Below are 23,078 nucleotides of genomic sequence, written 5' to 3'. Positions count from 1 at the left end.
ATTATAGATTGATTTTTTTTTGCCAAAACAAGTTAGAATCCTATCAAAAAACTATCATAAGCGTATTCCTGACAGTAATAAAACATTTTTTGAAAGAATTCTTGTATTATTTAGAAGCAAAAAGATTTGTTTTGGTATATTTTCAAAGAACTATATATTAATTTGATTCATCATTTTGTACTTTAAAAGGACTGGATTAAAGAATATCAAAAAGGACGAATCCCCCAAAACGCTTTATAAATGCACAGTTTTTCATCAACGAGATCGGATGCAATTTTAACCTGAGAAAACCCAAGTCCGAAAAGCCGACGAACATTTATTTTGTGACCCGCGTCAGGAACAAGCAGATAAAACTTTCCACGGGTGTAAGGGTATATCCGGACCAGTGGAATGTAAAGAAACAGGAGGCGTATATCAGTTGTCGGTTGACTGAGCTGGACAACGAGAATAATACCATCGTCAACGAAAAGATTGGTATATAAATAGCAAAAAAGATTTAGTTAACACTATCCGGCTCCTCTGCAAAAAACAAAAGGAGTCGCCATACTTCTGTACAGCGACTTCCTTTAATTATAAGAAAAAACTCTAATATTAATTAGGGCTAACACCCAATTTCACCCTCGTTGTATTATCCGTTTTTATGTCCTTTTTTTACATCCGGCATTTATCCAACCTGCACCCTCAGCACAATGGACCGGGGACTTATATCCAGCCATGTATTCCTTATCCTGCTTGCCCCGAGAATCTTGGCACTCTTCCGGTATGCGTCCAGAAAATCGGTCTGCTTTATCCGGTAGGGATAGCCGAAACCAGGGACTGGAAGTGCAGGAAAAGGCCGGGGCATCTCAAAACCGTCATATTCGTGGGCGGTCATCATGAAGGCATCGGCATCCATGATATCCTTCACCGGGTCAGCATCATAGGCACTGTAGTCAAATCCACGGTGGAAGAACATGGCAGTCATATTTCCAATTGTGCACAGCTCGAACCTGACCCTGTCCTTACCGATCACATTGTCCAGATACTCCTGAACTGACGCCTCAACCGTATCCTTGTCCATTGCTTGCAGGTCATACACTTTGCCTGCTATAAATATTTTCTTACCCAATTGTTGGGTAGTATTCACACTTTTCTTTTTCATAGAATCCTGTTATTTAATGAATTAATAAGTTTATATTATCCAGCGGGAACACACCATTCCGTCATAAAACCGTTATATTTGCCAGTTCCGGAATATATCGTTTCCCTACGCCGTATTTCAGTTGATCCAATCCACTACAGTCTCTCCCTTATAACCTTTTTCCCAGACAAACCAGGCATAGGCGATAGCATTCCCGTTTGCCTGGGCTACTGTAAAATCTCCACCTTTGGCTATAACGGCACGGGAGGAAAAGACGTGGACTTTCAGTGGGGGATTGTCCCGGAAGAACGGCTTACGTCTTTTTCCCTCCAGGAATGTCAGCTTCAGGAACATGGCTGTCTTTGGTTCCTTCATCCGATATATCCAGGGCTTTCTCTATAAATTCCAGGGCTATCTTATAAGGAGGGTTGGTAATGACAGCTCCATAAGGGTTTTCGGTGGCTTTCAGGAAATCAACGCCACCGGTACCATAATCCCGGTTTATCAGGTCAGTGGAATAAACCTTCTTGCCAAGTTCCATCATCCTTTTAGACAGGTGCCCCATCCCACAAGCCGGCTCCCATATGGTATCAGGAAACTTCTCAACCTCGAATAACCTGTCTATGGCTTCGGGGTATGTAGCATAAAAATCATATTCTTCCCTTGTTGTATCAGGGTGGTTGGACGCTCCGATAGTGGTATATATTGTACTTTTCATAGTTAACCCATTGTGTTTGTTGTTATTATCTACGCTGCTATAATTTTACCTCCCCATTGTTCAGCCATCGTCTCCGCTATTACCCGACATCAGGAGACGGTATTGCTGCCGGATTCCTACAGAGTCTACTCCAGGAAGGAGTAGCGGTAGGTTTCATCCTCTGAAGGTCTGACACTGCCGGTTCCCGGCATGACTCCCGGATAATCCCCGGTGAAGGTATAGCACTTCCGGGCTGACGATGTCGTGCTTCCGGAGGATATCGTGAAAGCGTAGTTCTCCGCACCCGCCCCGAGGGAGGAACCGTAGTTGAGCCTGCATTCCACGATGACAGTGGAGGTGACTTTATAACTGGCGGAGGCATATACGCTGTAAATGTCATAGGCACCATCCCTGCTTTGCCAGCTGTAACTCAGATGTATGAAGTTGACGGACTTGATATCTGCACCCATCTGATCCAAGGGGACGTTTAAACTGGAGGAATCTGACTTATAACTACTAGTAGAGCCACTATAATCAGATGTCTGTGTTTGAGTCAATTCCAAATTACCCTCTCGACTTGACGTACTGCTATTTGCACCTGCTGTTACAGAAGTTCCTGAAACAGAAAATCCTGCTCCACTACTTATTCTTCCGGAATAACTTGACCAAGTAGACCAGGAACCTGCACTTTCATTAGTTAGATTTCCATTAGTATAAGTTAATGTAATTGGTCGTCTTCTGGAAGTAACTGTTACAGACTTCGTTCCACCATCTGCGCTGAAACTCAATGAGGTAGGACTTACGGAAAATTCATACTGATATTCTGTTTTTGTAGTTATATTTACATACTTATCTTGAGTTAAACTGGCGGATGCTGATGGTTTTGTTCCGGTAAGATCAGAAGTATAGTCACAGGTAACTGTCAGGGTTCCGCTTCTTTCGGATGTAGTGCTTGTATTGGAAGTTACATTGACAGTGACTGTATCTCCACTTTGTGATCTGGAAAATCCTGCTCCACTAATGGAAGAACTGTAATTATTTCCTATAGTACTCCAAGGACCCCAAGAAGAAGATGTTACTGGTTTGGACCTTTGTTCAACAGTTACGGTAAAATCGTGGGAACCTGCACTGGATGAGAAATTATAAGAACTTGGAGAAATTGAGATTCTGTAATCATAATCAGCCGGTGCACCATCCTGACTTAATGAGACGTAAGCTGTATCTCCGGCATTGGAAACTGTAACAGTACCAGTATTTGTACTGAATGTTGTGTTGCTTCCTTTAGGAGTCACTGTATTACCTGAGATAGAGAAATAAGAGCTTCCTGAAGTTATTGATGAATTATAGGATGTAGAATATGAACTTCCGTTATTCTGCCAATTTCCCCAATCTCCCCAGCTATTACCTCCATCATATGAATATCTATATCTTATTTGATCCTGAGCTCTTGACGTTACTGAGAAAGACTTTTCGGATGTACTGTCATAACCCCAATTCAATGATGTAGGAGTTGTAGAAATGCTATAAACTGTCTGAGTATCACTTTGACTAAGAACACCTACTTCCTGATCAATTTCAACCCAATCACTAGATCCTCCATAAGATGCTGTAATTCTAGTACTTCTTTCTGCACCATTGTTGACTGATACTGTTAATGTTACAGAAGTTCCAGAACTTGAAGATAATGAGAATCCAGAAGTATTAGATAGACTTAGTGAAGGAGTTCCAGAATCACTTGCTGAAGATGTCGAACCCGAACTCCAAGTATGTGTACCGGATCTTGATGCACTTGCCCTTACTGTTGTAGTACCACCTTCCCTGGGGAAATTTGTTCTATCAGCACTAACAGAGACATTCCAAGAATTCCAAGATGTACTTTCAATTTTATTTTCTGCCTGATAAACATTAGCACTACTTGCTGAACTAGATTTACCATTCATCGTGATAGTTAATGAAACAACAGCTACAGTAGTTTGTCCGGATTGAGTTGTGCCTTTAGAACTAGTATTAGCCAAACCACTTGAAGAGTTTACAGTTGCTGTTCCTGAAGTTCTATTAAATGTTGGAGTTCCGCCAGATGTAAGTGTAGTAGTTTTTCCTGATACCCAATATACAGTCTGTTCATAGGAGTAACTAGGCGTCGAATTACCTCCGGCGGCCGGGATAACTGTAGGATAGTTGAAAGATTTGATTCTTGGATTGCTATAACCATCCCCATTCGGTTTTATAGAGTCTGCATTTTGTTTGTGAGTTGCAGTAGCTGTTTTCTTAGGATCAGAACCAAAAGATTCGGATTGGGTCCATGTGATAGTACCACTTGGTTGTGTTGATCCGGTATTTGCTCCATAACTGATAGTATCATTCGCGGCGGTCCATATTCCAGAACCTGCCGTTTGATTGTTACTGGAGGTATAAGCCACATCTGTCTGTGACCCCTCCACATAGATACGGTTTCCCGCATTACTGTAACTGTACTGTCTCTTATACGAGGTCACTGTGAATTTCCGTGAACCTCCCGCCGCAGATATGGTAACTGTCGTAGGAGTCACGGAGAAAGTGTATTCCCAGTCAAGACGCTCGATATGGTCTTCGGGAACAAGCTGGTCGGCCGCATAGGTATAACCTTTCTTTATATGCAACCCGGCCGATTCAATCTGACTTCTTGTAGGACACATCATCGTATCTCCCGTGAAAGAGCCGGGTTTGAGTGTGTTGCAGAAGTCCTTTGTTGCTATTCTGAAATATTGTGCCATTTTATTATTTGTTCTTGTTTTGATCCATACATTATAGTGTAATTATGCCGCCATTTTTCCTCCCCATTGGTCAGCCATCGCATCCGCTATCCCGGGGAAGGTCTTGCTCCTGAGTTTTCTCCTCTCTTCTGCCGACACGCCCGAGAAGAATATGTCGGAGGTCCATTTCTGCATCCGATTCCCATTCTTGAATGTCAGCACCTCACCTTTCCCCACTATATCCGTAGGTACCAAGAGAGGGAGGTTCTTCAGCCATAGACAAGTCTTCTTGCTTGCTTCATGACCGAACATCCAAGGCTCTATAATCTGATCATGCTTTCTCCATCGGCTACTCATTATACCTACCGGATTTTCAATAGCCAGTCTACTCACTCCAATCCTTGAAACATCCATGAAGGACTGGACTGCTTCTTCACGGTCTTTGGCTCTGTCGGGGAACTTCGGATGGGGTCCTCTCTGTTCTATAGGAAGGCTTTTATCGTCGGGATGATAGTACCATCTTGCACCCGAGACAGCCAAGAATGTACAAGGTGGATGGGCTATGACCAGATCCCAACAACTATCAAGGAAGTATTTAGTGCCATTCTCTAAAGTTCCCCCACGATTGGCTATTACATCAAACATATCCCCCTTGAAATGATACTCGGGATGTCCACCGCTGCATTCCTGAAGATCACAACTATAGGCGTTATGGCCCAGTTTTCTGAAAGCCAGACAAACGGCCTGACTTTCTTCACATGCTACCAATACATTCATAAGGACTAGAAGATTATCTGCATTAAGATACGATCCGAATAGCATCTGATTCCGATATGCTCCACCTTCTGTCCCATCTCCATGAACAGCAGCGACTTGTAGAACCTGATGAAAGCCGTTACATCCGTGTAGAAATTCTTCCCGGCAAAACTCAAGGGATAAATCATCGGGTATCCTCCGACTTGTTGTGGCTGGAAGGCTCCTATTCCCACTCCCGTAATGAGTGACATGTCAGCGTCATAGACTATTAATTTATTAGGGTCGCAACGAAAATCCCTGACAAAGAACATCCTGATTTCTTTCTCGCTGATCTCCTTTATTCTGAATTGTGCCATTCCGGAGGTGTATTCGTCCAATGATTCCTGTACCTGTGATTCGATTTCCTCAATACTCATATCGGTGTTCAGAATCTCACCGTTTGCTATAAAATAATTCTTCATAATGATTTAGATTTAGTTTTTTGTGATTTAATAGATAATGTCATGTCCCATTCCTTTTTCAGATAAGAGACAAGACCGGAATAGGCATCAATTCTTCTCCTTTCCCTCGGCATGATTGATAAAGCTTCTTGTAGGGTCAGATTGATGCAGAGACCGGTTTTAAAAGCGTCTCCATATTTCTGTCGGAGCGCTTCTATGTCTCTTTGGTATTTTTCAGGAACAGGTCCGGATGATACCGCTTTTTCGGTGACATCAGGTGCGGTAAAAGTATCCTGACGATTGGGCATAGGCTCCCGCTCAAGTCCCAATATTTTGCTTATCAGATTTTCAAACATGTTGCTGTGTGCCATTCATGTTTCAGTTATTAGGCGTTGGGCTGGTTAGGATAGCAAAAACGCGATTTGGAAGGGGAGAAGAAAAAAATAGAAGAGCGCCGTTGACCATATTCAGATCTCGGACACCCTTCTTCATTGTGAGTATTTGTTTCTTCGGTAATAAGGCTTTGGGAGGATGCTGGACGTTGGACAATTATACCTTATATATATAATAGCGCTCCAAATATGAAAAACGCGCGCCATTTCCAGCCATGCCCTAATCTGTGTACAAGTTATTTTCAGTTTTCAGTCATGGGAAGGATGGCGGGACAGTGGCCGGTTTTGTCATCCTTCCTTTATCAGTATCAAAAATGGCGGTCTGAAAGCGGAAGATTCTTATACGTGTGAATGTTAAATTAATGTACAACTAAAAACTGTAATAAAATAATGACTGAAAAATTAGAACCAGATGAAAAAACTATCGCTTCCGTCAATGCCAGTCTTGAGAAATGCTGGAATGACGCGGAAAATCCATTGCCGTACATACCTCTTGTCGTGCCACCCATAGAAGTGCCGGAATTCAACCCCTTCGGCAATGGAAAAGAATGGCATACGGAGAGGGAGGATGGATACACGGCACCTGCAACACCTGCATCCACACCCAGGGATACACAACAGGCAGACGGAGCGGACGAACTTGACTTTATAATGGGACAATCCTTAAACAGTATGATGATGGAAGAGCAACGGAAACCCGTACCGGAGATATTATGGGGAGGTGACGGGAATGGTAACGCGCTATGGTTCGAGAACGAGTTCGCCATCCTTTTCGGGCGGACAAATACGGGCAAGAGCCTTTATGCGGTCCAGATAGCGGAACATATAAGTGGGGAGCTGGGAAAAACAGTGCTCTATCTCGACCTTGAACTCTCCATGAAGCAGTTCCAGGAGAGATATACCTCAAGGGACGGTGAACTGCATGTTTGGCCCGATAATCTCCACCGCCCGGATTTAAGCATGATCGGAGACGGCCTCTATGATTCGGGCAGGTTCCTACCGTTGATAAGGAGGATGATGGCAAAGGTGAACGCGAGGGTGCTGCTCCTTGACAACCTCACCTTTCTTGTCAACAACGGGGGGATGAAGGCCGAGGATGTGAAACCGATCTGCCAGGAGTTCTGTAACTGGGCGAAAGAGGGTTACTCTATCCTTGTAGTCAACCATACCCCGAAGATCCAGCCGTTCACACCCCTTGACATAAACCACTGCCTGGGCTCAAGCATGCTCACCAACTTCGTTCAGTCGGTCTTCGCCATAGGAACGGACAGCAGCAATCCCTCGACGGGCAGATACGTGAAGCAACTCAAGAGCAGGAACGGCAGGATAGTATGGGACGGGAACCATGTGATACCTTATGTGATTGACAAGACGCTCGACCCTACCATGCTCCGTTTCATACAGCCCGCACAGCTTCACCAGACCGGAATGGAAACCTCAACCCCTATCCAGACAGCCAGGGAATGTGATCTGTTGAGGGATGCGGACAATATGCAGCTTGAGCAGATCAGGAAATTACATGAGCAGGGTATGTCGAACAGGAAGATAGCTGAGAAACTGAACCTCTCACCTGCCACTATCGGAAAAAGGCTGAAAGGGATGGATGTTGACGGGAAGGAATGAATGTAAGAATAGTTAAAAGTGAAGGGATTGGCTTTTGAGGGCCAATCCTTCACATTGTATATTATCTGCTGTTGATTTCTGATGTTTACTACTGTTTATGGGTGTTTAAGGTGTTTACTACTGTTTAAGGTGTTTAGGAGCGTTTAAGGTGTTTACTACTGTTAAGGTGTTTAGAAGTGTTTAAGGTGTTTACTACTGTTTAAGGTGTTTAGGAGTGTTTAAGGTGTTCACTGCTGTTTACACTGTTTACCTATGTTCACTATATAAATGAATGAACACTTATATTCATTTTTCCTTCTTTTTTGGGTTATTCATTATTATTATCCCATATATAGCCTATATATATGGTATATCAATAGGAAATGACCCAAAAGAAAGAAAAAAACATCATTCTCTCTCTTTTCTTTGGGTTATTCCTTTTCATACCCTATTGCTGACTACTATTATAAAGGATAATATCACATAAGTAAGACTGGAGAATGACCCAAAAGAAGAAAAAATATATAGTGGTGTTCATTTATTTACACCCTAAACACTAGTAAACACCCTAAACAGTAGTGATCACCAGTAAACAGTGTAAACACTCATAAACACCGTGAACACCCGTAAACACCCCTAAACACTGGTAAACACCCGTAATCAGTGGTAAACATCAAAATATACATCTTGGTGGGGTGTTCGCTCTCCAAACAGCGAACGCCTCCACACATCAACAACTTAAAAACGAGTAGCAATGAACGATATAGATTTTTATACAAGCAAGAGCAATACACTTCCGGCAAAAAGGATGAGTGTGGATTATGCCCTCCGTCTGATTAAGGAAGGGAAATACAGGGAATATGCGGACAAGGTCAGGAACGCCAGGACCGGGGAGGAAATGGACCGGGCTAAATTCGACGCTCCCGGATTCTCATTCTCAGGCATATTCGAGAAACGCGGGAAAGAGAGGCTGATAAGGCATAGCGGTATCATGGCCATCGACATAGACCATCTGGACGGGGACGTATTTTCGGAGAAGGAACGGCTGACGAAGAACCCTTATGTATACTCGGTCTTCCTCTCAATATCCGGAAAAGGCCTCAAGGTGCTGGTCAAGGTGCCGGAGAGTCTTGACGCTGAAAGACATAAACTCTACTACAGGGCCATAGCGGAGGATTTTGGCGTGGATGAGGATAGAAGAGCCCAGGATGTGGCAAGATATACGAACGTCACCTACGATCCTGACCTCCATCTCAACCTTGGAGCACTTGTATGGGACAAAACGGTTGAGGTAAAAGAGGAGATAACCATAAATCCGGATACAGCCAACTACACAGCCCCGGTTACAGATATGGACGAGAGGCTCAGGATCATACTCTCATGGACGGAAGGGGGATTCAGGAGAGGCAACCGTAACGGGTATGTCTATGATACGGCCTGCAATCTCTGTGAATACGGTATCGGGAGAGACGAGGCACTTGACATACTTCTCCCTTACGCCTCCTCCGACTTTACGCCCGGTGAGATTAGGTATACGGTCGGCAATGCATACAGGAATAAAAGGTTCGGGAATAAGACACTGATAAGGGAAGGGGCGGAAAAGAGACTGAAAGCATTGTTCTCCAGAGTAAAAAATATCCCTTCATTTTATCATCTTCCAAATCCGACAATGAAATACCGCCCGGACATGAGGATTGTGATAGTGGATGATGATGGCGTGGCTGAAGGGATGACGGGGCTTTTTCCGGGTTTCCAATGGTTCTCAACGGGCGGAAAGGTGTTGTCGGAGGAATTGATGGCAGGTATTCCAAGACATCTACGCATCCTGGTCTGTCCACGTCTTAACAATCAATGGTCTTATGAGTGGAAGGCAGAGATAGAGACGCTGCAATGGAAAGGTTATAATCTGCATGTCTGGGAATGGTGGAAGGAATTCGAACCTGGGATAGATGATTATACGAAAGGCTGCTCCGCGTATGATGTGATATGCGGAAGATAGACAGGATAATGGAAGAGATGAGTTTATAGCTTGCCTCTTCATTTTTCCTATTCTGCACTTTCTATTAATCGAAATAATGGAAAGTAAATCTGTAGGATAACATCTCCTCTTTTTAGGCCACCATGTATTATATATCTTATGATTCATATATCACAGCTTTATATTTACCGTGGCCGAAGGACATTCCCACTTATCGTTTCTTTTACATGAAGTCTATCATCGGTCCAGTTTTATTGGCGACAAACCACTTGTGTCATTTTTGAATAATACTGAATACATATCAAAATAAATCTACCTCATCTTCATAAAGCTCAATAGAACTATCGCTGCCGTTTCATAATTAACTTTTGCATATCGAAAGAGCAAGGGGAAACTTTTCTGCTCTATAGATAGGAAAATCATAGATGAAGTTTGTTCATGCAAACTTATACCAGCGACTTGAATAATTCAAAAATATCATGTACATTTGCTAGATAATATCTAACTTTATGAATATCGGACAAAAAACATTCCAAACAGAACAAGAACTTTGGCATGCATTTTTATCTTCCGATAAGAATGCTTTTGCGTACCTGTTTGAAAAGTATGCCGATGCCATGTATGCTTATGGTCGGAAAATGACCCCTGATGCAGAATTGGTCAAAGATGCTATTCAGGATGTGTTTGTCAAGCTCTATAATAACAGACAAAATCTGAGAGAAACTGTATCTGTAAAAGGATATCTTTTTATCGCTCTGAAACGGACATTATTGAATTTATCTCAGGCTCATTCCATTCTGTGTTTAGAAGAAATGGATGAGGTTCGTTTTGAGATTGAACTGATTTCTCGGAATGCATTTGAAGAAGAGGCCTCTTGCTATGATGAAGAGATGGAACAGCAACTGGCCAAAGCTCTGGAAACGCTCTCTGCCCGCCAACGGGAAGCCATTTATTTATATTATATACAAGAAATCCCGTTGAATGAACTCCCTGCCCTATTGGGTATGAATTATCAATCAACGAGAAATCTCATTCATCGTGCCATGACTAAATTGCGTCAGTGCATGCAGCTTACCTCTTCCGCAAGTATGTCTTTCCTTTTGTTCCAATACCTTTCAGAGTAAGTGTTTTCCAATGTGTGGGAAGTACCCCGGTTTTCTCTTGTACAATGCCATTGTCCGTTATGTCCAGTCCTCCGAACCCCATCATCACAGCCTGTAACACACCACCTGCTCCCGTTATGAAATAAGGATTGGTTCCTCCTTTCGTTTCGGCAATCACCCTGAAGGGTGGATTTAAATTAGGAAGATAGGCGTCTTTGAAAAAATGAGTCGCCTTCTCGGCATTGCCCAAGCGCGAGTATAGCAAAGAGAAGATAGCCTGCGTCATGGCTGGGGTGTTTTTTTCCGGTACTCTTGTCTCATAATAGGCTAAATCTTTCTCTATCCGCGTGGAATTTGTAATCAATTTCAACGGATAAGCCAAAAGAGTTACATCTGCCTGCTTGATATTTTCACCGTCATACTGGGCATGCTCACGCGTCACTCCATCGGGAAACGAGAGAATAACCAGTCCTTCGCTCACTTTGTTCCATTCCTGTACTATCGGTTCTCCCAATAGTTTGGCTGCTTTGGAAGCGGCTTTGAGATTCAATTTTGCCACACCGTTCGTATAGGCATTGTCATCCACATTCTCTGCCCATTCATCGGCAGCTACCACATTCCGTATATGATATGTGCCGTCATTCCCTTTCTCGACCCTGCTCAACCAAAATTCAGCTGTTGCTTTCAGGATTGGAAATCCTTTTTTTTTCAGCCAGTCTTTGTCTTGAGTGACTCGATAATAATTCCATGCAGCCAATGCTACGCACCCTGTGATGTGATGCTCAAAAGTTCCGGCAAGTGCCCATACTGGAGTTTCCTCAAAACCACTGTCAGCGCTTTCCCAAGGGAACATGGCTCCACGAAAGCCGTGCTCAAAGGCATTTTTCCGGGCTGCTTGCAGGCGATTAAACCGATATTCAATCATGGATTTTGCCAACTGGGGTTTCAGCATCAGCAGGGTGGGGAATATCCATGTGTCGGCATCCCAAAAGATGTGTCCGTTATATCCCAATCCGGAAAGTCCCATCGGTGATATGGAAAGTGCTGAACCTTCACGGACAAATGAATAAAGGTGATAAATCATGCTGTGGATGTCCTGCTGCGCTTGAGCGTCTCCTTCCACCAAAATATCACTTTCCCACAATTCGTCCCATTGAGACAGATGGCGTGCCAGCAGGCGGTCGCAACCTTCAAGATGTGCAAATACAGTAAGCCGTTCCACTTCATTTGTCGGGTCGGGATGATGAGCTGAAGTTAGTGTAGATCCGACAATGCAGAAACGATATTTTTCCCCTTTCTGTAATTTTTTAGAGAAACGCATTTGGTGACTGTTGCTGTTCGGTGTGTTATGAATGACACGAGGTTCTTCACCCACCTTTTCAGGGAAAAGAAAAGCGGAAGAAGCACAGACTGTTAAATGTCCTGTGGGGCTCTTTGCCTGAGTGGTCAACAGTTTAACGGACGCATGTCGGCGGTTGATTTCATTGTAATACATTTGTCCATCCCGAAAAGCGTCTGGAATTTCTTGTATGTTGACGGCAGAGAGAGTCAAATCACTCTTTGGATTTACATCCACTACCAATAAGGCACAATAAGGCAATTGCCTCAATGCCAAGTAAGAGTAGGTGACATCTGCTTTCTCTCCAAAAGAGAAATGTGAGGTGTGCATGGCATTTTTCATGTCCAGTGTTTGCGTAAAACCGGATATGTTGCTGCAGTTGACGGTCTTTCCGTCTATGGAAACCGAAGTATTCAGCATATTGAATCCGTTAAGGAAATTACTGACGCGTCCACGTCCATATTTATCGTAACTTCCCGCCAATACCACATTATCCGTGCGGAATGGATATGCCGATGAGACAATCCCCAACATTCCATTGCCTACAGTCACTCCATAATAATGATCCGGTCGAATATCGGTAGCAATAATTTTCCACGGATCCTGTCCCCACAAAGAGGAGGACAAGCACAAAATAACAAGTAAAATATTTGTTCTCATCATATTAGTCTATTTGATAAATTCCTATTGAAAGTTCAGGCACATCTAAATGTAGATGCCCTTTATATGCCCTTAATCCCTGTGGTTTTCCTTCCGTAAGTATAGGAGTAACTGTTTTAAAGCTACCGGTATACTTACGGACAGTCCTAACTTCCCGTCCTGAGGGATTGATGCATACCAAAATGCGTTGGTCACCATTCCTGCGCTCATACACCATCGGATAAGCATTTTCCCCTTCTTGGAAAAATTCAATGTCACCACGACAAGCCAGTGCCGGATATTCCTGTCTCAGCTTCAACAGACGGCGTACAAAGTGAAGCTGGGAAGTAGAGTCGCATTCTTGGGCTGCCACGTTCGGACGATTGGTAAAAGAATCCAAAGGCAGATAGAATTTGTCGGGAGAAGCTGTAGAGAATCCCGCTCCAGGTGTAGCGTCCCATTGCATGGGAGTGCGGGAGCCTGCCCGGTTTCCACTGGACAGCATACTGCCTTCCTTATTGGGAAGATTTTCTATGAAACGCATGCCTATTTCATCGCCGTAATAGATACAAGGTACTCCGGGCTGGGTCAGGAAGAATGTAATGGCTGTACGCACTTGTTCTTCTGTATCACGACGCCCGCAACGAATACGCTGGAAATCATGGTTGCCGGTCGGAATACATACATGCCCACAATTGTCTGCCACCTTTAAGCATTTGTACAGATTGTGAATGTATAATTCCGGATTTCCCACTCCGCGGACATCAAAATAGCAGGTGTCTCTGCGATAGGTGCCTGCTTCATTGAACATCAGTTCTCTATATCCAGTTCTGCCGAAATGGATGATAAAGTCCATCATAAATCCCACTTTTAATGCTTTTTGAGGATTGCTCCATTCGGCCAACAGTATGCCTTCGGGATATAACTCTTGGAAATGAGTGCGGATACTATGCCATAAAGCGGTAGTTCCGGACAAATCCGGATCGTTTTTCACCAACGAGCCTGCCATGTCCACACGGAAACCGTCACATCCCATCTGCATCCAGTAGTCCATGATGTGGATCAGTTCCAAACGAGTGGCAGTAGGTCCGGGGGCACTCACCGGTTGCTCCCATGGATTATTAGGATCAGGGTTGCCATATCCATAGTTCAGGGCAGGCTGGCACTCAAAGTAATTCTTGCGATAACTTCCGTTGCGTTTAAAGTCTCCCTTAACGAATCTGTCAGGACATACCGTGGAGTCATTTGTCCAAATATAGCGGTCGGTATAGGCGTTCCGTTCTCGTTTTTGAGAATATTTGAACCAGGGAGACTGGTCGGACGAATGCCCCGCAACCAAGTCGAGCACCACTCTCATACCGCGTTGGTGTGCTTCATCAAAGAGCCTGCGCAAGTCATCGTTCGTGCCGTAACGGGGAGCCACACGATAAAAATCAATCACATCATAGCCGGCATCCATAAATGCCGAATGGAAACATGGATTCAACCAAATGGTATTGCATCCCAATGAGTGTATATAGTCCAAACGGCTGATGATGCCTTGTATGTCTCCGATACCATCTCCGTTCGTGTCCTGAAAACTTTGAGGATAGATTTGATAGAATATCGCTTCTTCAATCCAACGGGGCAATGGGAACTCCTTTTGCCCGGCATGCGATGAGCAGGCAAACAATAGGCTGAGTAAACAGCCAATATATAATCTTTTCATAAAAACTTTGGAATTTTGACACAAAGGCTCTGCCTTTACTACGACAGAGCCTTAGGAGGGGGCTATAGCCTTGTGGACAATTATTCGTACTTATCACTATTCTGCGTCAGTTCGGGATTGGCTTCCATGGCGCTCAGCGGGATAGGCAACAAAATCTTATAGGTCTCAGAAGCCGGTTTCTCATAGCGTGCCTGACAATATTTATTAAATCGTATCATATCGTTGCGGCGTGAAGGACCATCCCAATAGAACTCATAACCACGCTCATTGTAAATTTTCTCTAATGTCAGTTCATCTAAAGTATAAGGTCGGACACTGCGTTTCCTGCGAACCGCATTGATGTCAGACAAGGCGCCTTTGGCATCGTTACTGCGCATTTTGGCCTCGGCACGCATCAAGTAAACGTCGGCAAGACGATAATACTGGAAATCGTTCTCACTTTTGTTGCCATAAGTCGAATTCGGATCCGGTGCATACTTTACGACACGTGCTCCCTGCGCTTCTGATGAGTTCTGTACACTGAACTCCGGTGTATATACCAAATCCGCACCGGTACGGTCTTTCAGTTTCTCCCCGTTCAAACCATATTGCTGTCCTATCAAAATTCCCAAATTGAATCCTATCTGGTTTTTCAGACGACTGTCTTGATATCGGGAGTCCGTTGTGTCCCAAGTATTCAGGAAATCGGGAGTCGTACAACATCCGTTCCACATTCCTTTGAAAGTCCCGAATGTCTGATTGTAATGCAAAGTGATATTCAGCCAGTCAATACCTTTCAAACCTGCGGTCATATTATAGATAATAGGTAAGATTGTTTCCGTCTGGTCGCAATAGCTTTCATTGAAAGCCATGTAAAGTTTCCAAAAGTCATCGGCCAACTTATATTTGCCGGAACCGATGATTTCGTCACACAGTGCAATTGTCTCTGTCCATTTACCGATTCCGTCAGTAAAGTCAGGAGCTGTTCCTGTATATACCTGATTGTTCAGATAAAGTTTTGCCAACAGCATTTGAGCAGCCGCGCGAGTGATACGCCCATATGGAACCTCACCCTTTTCCTTCAGTAGAGGAATGATTTCCAACAATTCATTCTCAATGCGCTCAATGGCTTGTGGACGTTCCAGAATGACCGGTTTCTTGGAATAGTCAATTTCTGCATATTCACGCATGGGGAATTTGCCAAAACAATCCATCAGATGATACATGCAAAGCGCACGGATGAAACGAGCCTCGTTCATATATCCCTTTACTTCTTCCGTCTGCTGCAGTTTGCTCAGGTATTGCAAGGCAGTGTTGCATTTGGTGATACCTATCATAAAACTGTTCCAGGCATTTTTAATATAGGTATTTTTACTGTCATATTCGTGTGTGAACAAAGTGCGGTAGTTGGCATTGTTCCAGTCCGTCCCACGGGTGGGAAACAGCATTTCATCGGTTACGCTTTCCAATACCAGCCATACGCCGCTGCGACTCTGTAAGTCGCGTAGGTAAGCATAGGCCGGAGCAACCAGCATGGGCGCATTCTTGGAGTCGGAGATAATATCCGAACTGTCTTTCTCATTCAAAATTTCTTCTTTGAGGTCCGTGCATCCTGCCATCATGAAGCCGATGAGCAGTATACAAGTTATAACTGATATTCTTTTCATTGTAGTAATCAATTAAAAATTAAAAATCAATGGCTACACCAAAACTGAAGCTGCGTGCCATAGGATAACTGGTCCAACCGATGCCGAGTGAAGGCACTCCGTCTGTGCTGCGTCCGGCATTTACTTCCGGATCATAACCGCTATATCCGGTCAGGACAAACAAGTTGTTCCCGGTCAGTGTCAAACGGACATTGCTGACCCATTTATTTGACTTTAAGGGAACATTATATCCTAATGTTGCACTGCTCAGACGAAGATATGATCCGTCTTCGATATAACGGCTGGAATAGTCAAGTACATTGTCAAATGCCTCAGGCGATTTGGTGGCATTCACCGTTGTGTTGAAACCTTTGGAAAACAAGCTGAGATTATCCATCACATTAGCCAGATTGTTGTAGATGTCATTGCCCACCACTCCATTAAAGAACAAGCTCAGGTCAAGATTCCTATACGAAAGACTTGTATTGAAATTAATGGAAAAATCCGGTTGGGCATTGCCAATGCACTTTTCTATTTTTTTGCCATTCTCATCCACTTCATACTTGCTCTTTCCATTTTCATCGAAACCAAGAAAGTTATATCCCCAAAACGTGCCGATAGGATAACCACTCTTAATGACCTGCGAAGTAAAACCATCAATACCAGGTCCACTGGGCTTACCGGTAGGCAGATAAGACATGGGCAAATCCTTTACTTCATTTTCTATCTTTGAGAAATTGGCGCCTATGCTCCAATGCCAGTCTTTATTGTCAATCAGGATTCCGTTCAGCCCAATTTCCCATCCCGTATTAAGAATCTTCATATCGGGCACATTGCTCCATACTTTGGTGGTAGGTGCCGGAGAAATAGAGTATACTTCCAGTAAGACATCACGTGTTCTCTTTGAGAAGTAATCAACCGTACCGTTCAACCGATTGTTGAAAATGGAGAAATCAATGCCAAGATTCAATTGTTCTGAACGTTCCCACTTTAAATCGGGATTAGGAGTACGCTTTAAGGTCACTCCAGGCACCACCAACGTCCCTCCATCCAAAATGGCACCTTCGCTGTTGCCTGTTCCCAACAAGATTCTTGAAATTTTATTCGGTATTTCCTGGTTGCCGGTAACACCCCAACTGAAGCGTAATTTTAAGTTGTCAAAGAAATTCAGTCTCTTAATGAACTTCTCTTCACTCATGCGCCACGCCAATGCAGCTGACGGGAAGAAACCGTATTTATTGTTGTCGCCGAACTTGGTGGAACCGTCGGTACGAAAGTTCACAGTAAGCAGATACTTGTCCATCAGGTTGTAGTTGATACGCCCGAAGAATGACTGGAGCTCATTGACTGTAATATTGGAGTTACCTTCTATCTGCTTGTTCTTGCCAAAGGCTAAATCATAAATATAGTCTATGCCATCTATCTCGAAACCATTCTCAGAGAAGCCATAACGATAGTTACGGAACTTTTGGTAAGAATGTCCGGCCAACAGGTTGAAACGGTGTTTGGTTCCGATATTAAAATTATAAGTCAGATAGTTCTCTATCAGGAAACTTTTTCCCTCTACATTATTAATATCCACCGTACCTTTATCAGTCAGATAAATTAGGCCGGCATCCTGGGTTACTTTACGTGATGCCTTCATTTCATCGAAAGCTACGTTCATCTTGTATTTCAAGTCTTTCCAGAGGTCCAATGTCCCAGTAATGTTGGCAAGCACGCGATCCGTTTCCGTTTTGTCATCCGTAAGGTTGATCATGGCTACCGGATTACGCACATCCTTGCTCTTTTGGTAAAAACTTCCGTCTTCATTGTAGACAGGATAGGTGGGGTTTACTTTTAAAGCCGACAGCAGTACATCTCCTTCAAAACCACCGGACTCCCCTAACGGCACACGCTGGTCATTGGTACGGGTAGCCGTAATGCTGGCTTCGATGTTAAGGCGATTGTTCAGTGTTTTTTGGTTTACATAGAAACGTCCTGTATATTTTTTCATGCCAGTGCGGCTTACAATACCTTTCTGTTCCTGGAATCCAAGTGATGCGCGGTAGCTTCCGTTCTTCATGCCTCCACCAATGGAAAGATTGTGATTGTGTGAGAAAGCGGTGCGGAAAATCTCATTTTGCCAATTGGTATTGGCGCCTTTATCTTCAATCTCAATCCCTTTTTCCGATGCAAACAAGCGATACTGTGATGCATTCAACATGGGATACTGCTTGGGTAGAAACGAAACACTACCGTATGCCGAGTAAGCCACTTTTGCCTTTCCTTCGGTTCCCTTTTTTGTGGTAACCATGATAACACCATTGGCACCACGTGCGCCATAAATGGCAGTGGCAGAAGCGTCTTTTAAAACATCAATAGACTCTATGTCATCAGGATTCAAGAAATTCAGAGGATTTTTCGTGGCATTGCTGCCCACACCGGCAATACTTGCACCGGAAGGTTGCTGTTCTTCTGAAGTGTCAAGAGGCACACCGTCCACTACATACAGAGGGTCTTGTCCAGAACGGATAGAATTAGAACCGCGTACACGAATCGTTACACCGCCTCCGGGTTCACCGCCGTTATTGGTGATGTTCACACCAGAAACACGACCTTGTATCAACTGCGAAGGGGAGGTAACCAGCCCCTTGTTGAAATCTTTTGACTTGACAGCGGCCACAGAGCCGGTAAGGTCACTCTTCTTCATCGTACCATATCCCACTACCACCACTTCACTCAGCAGTTCCGAGTCACTTGTCATCAATATATTCATGTTCTGGGCTGCTTTCAGTTCCATACGTTTGTAACCGATATATGAAAAGACAAGTTCTTGACCGCTATTGGCTTTTACTGAGAAGTTACCGTCCATATCCGTAATGGCGCCAATGGTAGTCCCTTTCACTTGTACGCTCACTCCAATTAGCGGCTCTCCATGTTCATCCTTTACTATACCGGTAGCCATAATCTGTCGCTGCTCGTTCTGCTTTCCACCGTTTCTCGTAAAGATGAGAATTTGGCGTGCGGATATTTCGTATGCCAAAGGAGTTCCCTTTAATAAAGTGCCCATCACTTCATTGATGGAAGAGGAAGTGAGGTTCATGGTCACTCTCTTATCTAGGTTGACAGTCTCGCTATTGTATATAAAAACGAATTTACTTTGTTCTTCAATGAGCACCAACACCTCTTTGATGGACTTGTTACTTACTTTAATAGTGATTTCTCCAGCGTCGGTTATCATGACTCCTGCGTTTTCCGTAGCATGAAGCATTTGCGGGTATATTCCGACAAAAAATAAAATATAGCTTATCAATATGAGTCTATTCCGCAAAAAATGTGTATAATTGCAGAGATAATGTTGTTTTATCTTCATTATAATAGATTTTGGTTATTAGTTTATTTAATTTTCAAAGTCTGGGCTGGCGAATGGTGCGAACATTTTCCGGCCCTTTTTCATGTTTTCCTGTCTTAAATTCTATGTCATAGGCATTCGTGTTTTTAGCGGTTATTATTCAATATTATTTTTCTCCGTGTCCCATCCAGCCTTATAGGGGCTATCCTGACGAGCCTGTCAAGCAACTCATCCAACGGCACACTGACATCCAGTTTGCCGTTGATACGTATTTGGGCCAGTTCGTTCCAATCATAATTGAAATTCGTCTGATAGATAGCCTCTATACTTTTGAGGACATCTCCGAGGGGTTCATCCTTTATCTCCAACAGATTCTCTCTCCAGCATGTATAAAGAGTGGGATCCACATCGCTGTCCAGGCTTGACTTTTGGGTAGTCGTGTTGAATACGTACCGTTGATTGGGAGACAACACAAGGCGACTACCTTGTAATGGTTCCACCTCAACTTTTCCAGAAACCAGCAACACGGACTGTTCCGAAGACTTGGGATAAGCCGATACCAGAAACTCGGTCCCCAAAACGGTCACATTCATATTCCGAGTTTCTGTAACAAACTGTTTATTTATATTCCGGGCTATCTTCATATGGGCTTCTCCTTCCAAATAAACTCTTCGTTTTTCTCCAGCCAGGCACAACGGAAAACTGAACTTGGACTGTTCACGAACTGTTATCCGTGATCCATCAGCAAGGACCACCTCAGCCTTTATCCCTGCCGGTACGGCAAGTTGCAGATAAGTTTCTTCCTGTTCTGTAGCCGATAGTCTAAAAGATGCGCCACTTACCGATTTAACCTCCACTTGATTGGTTACCGCCAAGCAACGGACTTCTATTTGTCCATCCAATTCCACTTGTTGCTCTCCTAAATACAAAGAAATATGACGTAAAGTATCCACATTCACCAGTCTGGTCATTTTCCCGTAAGGATCGGACTGAAAGCAAGCCTGGGAAAACAACCAACTTCCCACGACAATGGCAAATACCGAAGCAGCCGCACACCATCTCCACATCCTCAAGGAACGGCGTGAGCGCAATATGGTCCGGCGTTCTATGGCTTTCCACATGCCTTGTCTTTCATTTTCGGACAAAGTCGGTTCACCTAAGGCAATATGCTTTCGCAACAAATCCGAAGAAGCAAAACTTTCGAATGTATCTTTTCCCATTTTTTAATAGAATTAGGATGTCTCTATAGACTATACAGACAAACTTTTTATTTGTACTCATCTATCTATACCTTTTCATGAAAAAATAAACATTGTCACTCATAATAGTGCGATTTGAAGAAGATTTTAAGGTGGATGTTCCCTTTTTCTCTTTGAACGGGATTATGGATGATACCATAAATGACCGGATAGCCTTTCATATCAACTGGCATTGTTAGAGGCCATAACATTTCCCTTTTTCTACAATGAAAGTGGAATTGGAGAAAATACTCATACCCATTCACAGAGAGAGCGTATACCAGAAACATTAGTAGAGACTGGAACCTTCCGAACACCGAATCGGCAAAGATCCGGAGGGCCTATGGTACCTCCACTGACCCGCACAGTCAGAAGGACTGGTATTTCTCACAGCTCATAACGAGGATAGGCATCAGGAAACATATCGAGGGTGAGGTATATACGGTCTGGTATACTGATGATTTTGACGGGAGGTTCATAGAAAGGATGGACGCCTACTTCAATGAGAACAGGGTCATTGGAAGAAGTCCGGTCTCCAACAATGACTGGGAAAAGAGGCTGGAGGGGATGAGGATCAGAAGCAACATTAAAAAAGAGATCAGACTGTTGACTGGATATGACAGGGATATGCAGAGGGCTATCGTTATGGAGCAGAAGTATACAAAAGAAGTGACATTTGCCTATCTGGAAATGACTGGTATAAAAAGAGGCAAAAGAGAAAGGGGAAGATATAAAGCACTGATTGATGTTCTGAAGACTATGGGGATAAATCTGGTGATAGCATAGTATATTCCGGATTCCTTTTTTACAGTGAAGGAGCTAAGATAAGATTTATTGTGACACCCCCCTATTTTTTGATGGACATTCTAATATATATAGAGAAGTAAAAAAAAGGGGGTAATATAGTAAATGAAAGGAGTATAGAATAGAGAGTGAGGAAAGAGACCTGCTTCGCGGTCTACCAAAGTGAGAGGGAAAGAATAAACAAAACAAAAAACATCCTTCTTCTCTCTCACTCTGGAAGGGTACGAAGTAGCCTCTCTCTTCAATCTTTCATCAACCGTTTCCATAGCTCCTTTACTGAAAAATAGCGGTTCTTCCTGAGAGACGAAGATACTGAGAGGACCGGCTTTCTTCCAAAGAAAAGCCTGGTCCGGTCTCTAGGAAGGTTCACGATACAATAACAATCTAAAATCCAATAATATGATAAACAAAAACATAAGCTACTACTTTAATTCAAGCGATTCAAGGAGTAGAATCTATTATAACTTCGACCATATCCTTGAACTTATAGCATCCGACACTAAACTTTCGGAACAGACAGACATGGTTAGAAAACAGACAACAGAGAAGGCTTACAAGGAGGAGAAACACAGACTCCCCATGATAGCACCTTCCGGAATATTCGACTACAGAAACGATGACCCGGACAACCTGCACCAGTATTCCAATATCCTTGTGCTCGACTTTGACGATTTCGGGTCACATGAGGCTGCACAGGAATTTAAAGAGAAACTGATACAATATGCCAATCCTCTCCATCTTTACGCAGTATGGTTCTCCCCGGGTAATAAAGGTGTGAAGGCGGCTATGATTCACGAGAACACCGACCCGGAGCATCATTACAATCTTTTCCGGCAGGTGAAGCAAAGGTTATATCCAAGGACTGATGAATTCGATAAGAGTTGTCATAATCTAAGCCGCACGTTCTTCCTGAGTTATAATCCTGATGTCTATGTCAACCCGGAGAAAGACACGTTGATTCCCTACCACTTTGAATATGACCCATCCATTCCTGAACCTGCTGCGAAGAGTTATAATCATGGTGGTTCCGGCGGTTGTTTCATTCATACGCCGGAAGAGATTGAGAGGAATACAGGTTTTCAGAGGTTATGGAAGGACAAGACACTGATTAACTACGTGGACAGGAAATGGAGAAGAGAGTATCCGGACAGTTATGAAGATGGAAATAGGCACAGTTCCATACTCTCAAGAGCAAAATGGTTATGTCGGTACGGTGTCTTATACGATGCTGCACTTGGCTATCTCATCGGTACGTTCGGCAGGCATGGTATCTCGGAGGATGACATTGAAGGTATGGCAGTCAACAACTATAATGCGAACCGTGAAAGCTTTGGTGTCTCACGGATGGAACTGTATTCAAGGAAGGAACGGGGAGTGGTGTACAGGAACCAGAAACTGAGGGAGAATACGCCGTTTCAGTAAGAGTCAAGGTAGTGTACAAGAGGTAAGTTTATGATGGCTTGCCTCTTATTTTTTCTCATAATTCATCTCTTCCGTCTTGAAATTCCGTCATAATCGTTATCTTTGTGATTGTTGTACCCGGCTGTGAGGTTTTGTCTCTTACGTGGGGC

The 23,078-nt window shown here is 43.6% G+C and carries 17 protein-coding genes and 1 pseudogene; 6 read left to right on the top strand and 12 right to left on the bottom strand.

Annotated elements, in window-relative coordinates; genetic code table 11:
* Positions 1-236: 236 nt before the first annotated feature.
* Positions 237-473, top strand: a pseudogene (locus tag H1A11_RS17700) (integrase); the annotation flags it as partial.
* 191 nt (positions 474-664) lie between these two features.
* On the opposite strand, the gene H1A11_RS17695 reads toward H1A11_RS17700, so the two are convergent.
* The 7 genes from H1A11_RS17695 to H1A11_RS17670 all read right to left on the bottom strand — a co-directional run bounded on the left by H1A11_RS17695 (position 665) and on the right by H1A11_RS17670 (position 6,116).
* Positions 665-1,141, bottom strand: coding sequence for a hypothetical protein (locus H1A11_RS17695; protein WP_181757535.1), 477 nt, complete (start codon positions 1,139-1,141; stop codon positions 665-667).
* A 117-nt stretch (positions 1,142-1,258) separates the two neighbouring features.
* Positions 1,259-1,495: a hypothetical protein gene (locus H1A11_RS19325; protein WP_227187393.1), complete on the bottom strand. Its 237-nt coding sequence runs from the start codon at positions 1,493-1,495 to the stop codon at positions 1,259-1,261.
* Positions 1,434-1,838, bottom strand: coding sequence for a hypothetical protein (locus H1A11_RS17690; RefSeq protein WP_227187394.1), 405 nt, complete (start codon positions 1,836-1,838; stop codon positions 1,434-1,436). Before H1A11_RS17690 ends, H1A11_RS19325 begins: the two co-directional genes overlap by 62 nt.
* Before the next feature lie 125 nt (positions 1,839-1,963).
* A complete protein-coding gene (locus H1A11_RS19800; RefSeq protein ID WP_181757534.1) occupies positions 1,964-4,570 on the bottom strand; it encodes a BACON domain-containing protein in 2,607 nt (868 codons plus the stop codon).
* Positions 4,571-4,612: 42 nt separating this feature from the next.
* Positions 4,613-5,326 carry a hypothetical protein gene (locus H1A11_RS17680; RefSeq protein WP_181757533.1) on the bottom strand — a complete coding sequence of 238 codons (714 nt, stop codon included), beginning with the start codon at positions 5,324-5,326 and terminating at the stop codon, positions 4,613-4,615.
* Positions 5,327-5,331: 5 nt separating this feature from the next.
* On the bottom strand, positions 5,332-5,766 hold the full coding sequence (locus tag H1A11_RS17675) for a hypothetical protein (protein WP_181757532.1): 435 nt from the start codon (positions 5,764-5,766) through the stop codon (positions 5,332-5,334).
* Positions 5,763-6,116, bottom strand: a complete 354-nt coding sequence (locus tag H1A11_RS17670; RefSeq protein WP_370528677.1) for a hypothetical protein — start codon at positions 6,114-6,116, stop codon at positions 5,763-5,765. Before H1A11_RS17670 ends, H1A11_RS17675 begins: the two co-directional genes overlap by 4 nt.
* A 411-nt stretch (positions 6,117-6,527) precedes the next feature.
* Here H1A11_RS17670 and H1A11_RS17665 point away from each other — a divergent pair, with 411 nt between their 5' ends.
* The 3 genes from H1A11_RS17665 to H1A11_RS17655 all read left to right on the top strand — a co-directional run bounded on the left by H1A11_RS17665 (position 6,528) and on the right by H1A11_RS17655 (position 10,841).
* Positions 6,528-7,760 (top strand): AAA family ATPase, encoded by a 1,233-nt coding sequence (locus tag H1A11_RS17665; protein WP_181757531.1) that lies wholly within the window; start codon positions 6,528-6,530, stop codon positions 7,758-7,760.
* A gap of 733 nt (positions 7,761-8,493) precedes the next feature.
* On the top strand, positions 8,494-9,738 hold the full coding sequence (locus tag H1A11_RS17660; RefSeq protein WP_255461478.1) for a BT4734/BF3469 family protein: 1,245 nt from the start codon (positions 8,494-8,496) through the stop codon (positions 9,736-9,738).
* Positions 9,739-10,226: 488 nt separating this feature from the next.
* Positions 10,227-10,841 (top strand): RNA polymerase sigma factor, encoded by a 615-nt coding sequence (locus H1A11_RS17655; protein WP_057088446.1) that lies wholly within the window; start codon positions 10,227-10,229, stop codon positions 10,839-10,841.
* On the opposite strand, the gene H1A11_RS17650 is transcribed toward H1A11_RS17655, so the two are convergent.
* The 5 genes from H1A11_RS17650 to H1A11_RS17630 all read right to left on the bottom strand — a co-directional run bounded on the left by H1A11_RS17650 (position 10,789) and on the right by H1A11_RS17630 (position 20,685).
* Complete coding sequence (locus H1A11_RS17650) at positions 10,789-12,822, bottom strand: glycoside hydrolase family 65 protein (protein ID WP_220186789.1); 2,034 nt, start codon at positions 12,820-12,822, stop codon at positions 10,789-10,791. The genes H1A11_RS17655 and H1A11_RS17650 overlap by 53 nt on opposite strands.
* A gap of 1 nt (position 12,823) precedes the next feature.
* Positions 12,824-14,506 (bottom strand): alpha-amylase family glycosyl hydrolase, encoded by a 1,683-nt coding sequence (locus H1A11_RS17645; protein ID WP_057088447.1) that lies wholly within the window; start codon positions 14,504-14,506, stop codon positions 12,824-12,826.
* A gap of 80 nt (positions 14,507-14,586) precedes the next feature.
* Positions 14,587-16,152: a RagB/SusD family nutrient uptake outer membrane protein gene (locus H1A11_RS17640; RefSeq protein ID WP_057088449.1), complete on the bottom strand. Its 1,566-nt coding sequence runs from the start codon at positions 16,150-16,152 to the stop codon at positions 14,587-14,589.
* Positions 16,153-16,171: 19 nt separating this feature from the next.
* Positions 16,172-19,354 carry a TonB-dependent receptor gene (locus tag H1A11_RS17635; RefSeq protein ID WP_181757530.1) on the bottom strand — a complete coding sequence of 1,061 codons (3,183 nt, stop codon included), beginning with the start codon at positions 19,352-19,354 and terminating at the stop codon, positions 16,172-16,174.
* Positions 19,355-19,611: 257 nt separating this feature from the next.
* Positions 19,612-20,685, bottom strand: a complete 1,074-nt coding sequence (locus tag H1A11_RS17630; RefSeq protein WP_181757529.1) for a FecR family protein — start codon at positions 20,683-20,685, stop codon at positions 19,612-19,614.
* A 504-nt stretch (positions 20,686-21,189) separates the two neighbouring features.
* On the opposite strand from H1A11_RS17630, the gene H1A11_RS19315 reads away from it, so the two are divergent.
* Positions 21,190-21,489: a hypothetical protein gene (locus H1A11_RS19315; protein ID WP_255461477.1), complete on the top strand. Its 300-nt coding sequence runs from the start codon at positions 21,190-21,192 to the stop codon at positions 21,487-21,489.
* Between the two features lie 417 nt (positions 21,490-21,906).
* Positions 21,907-22,929 (top strand): BT4734/BF3469 family protein, encoded by a 1,023-nt coding sequence (locus H1A11_RS17620; RefSeq protein ID WP_181757528.1) that lies wholly within the window; start codon positions 21,907-21,909, stop codon positions 22,927-22,929.
* Positions 22,930-23,078: the final 149 nt, after the last annotated feature.

This window comes from Bacteroides sp. CACC 737 (assembly GCF_013874375.1).
Lineage (GTDB): Bacteria > Bacteroidota > Bacteroidia > Bacteroidales > Bacteroidaceae > Bacteroides > Bacteroides uniformis.
The sequence above is the reverse complement of the archived record's forward strand: the minus strand, read 5'-3'. Positions and strand labels throughout refer to the sequence as shown.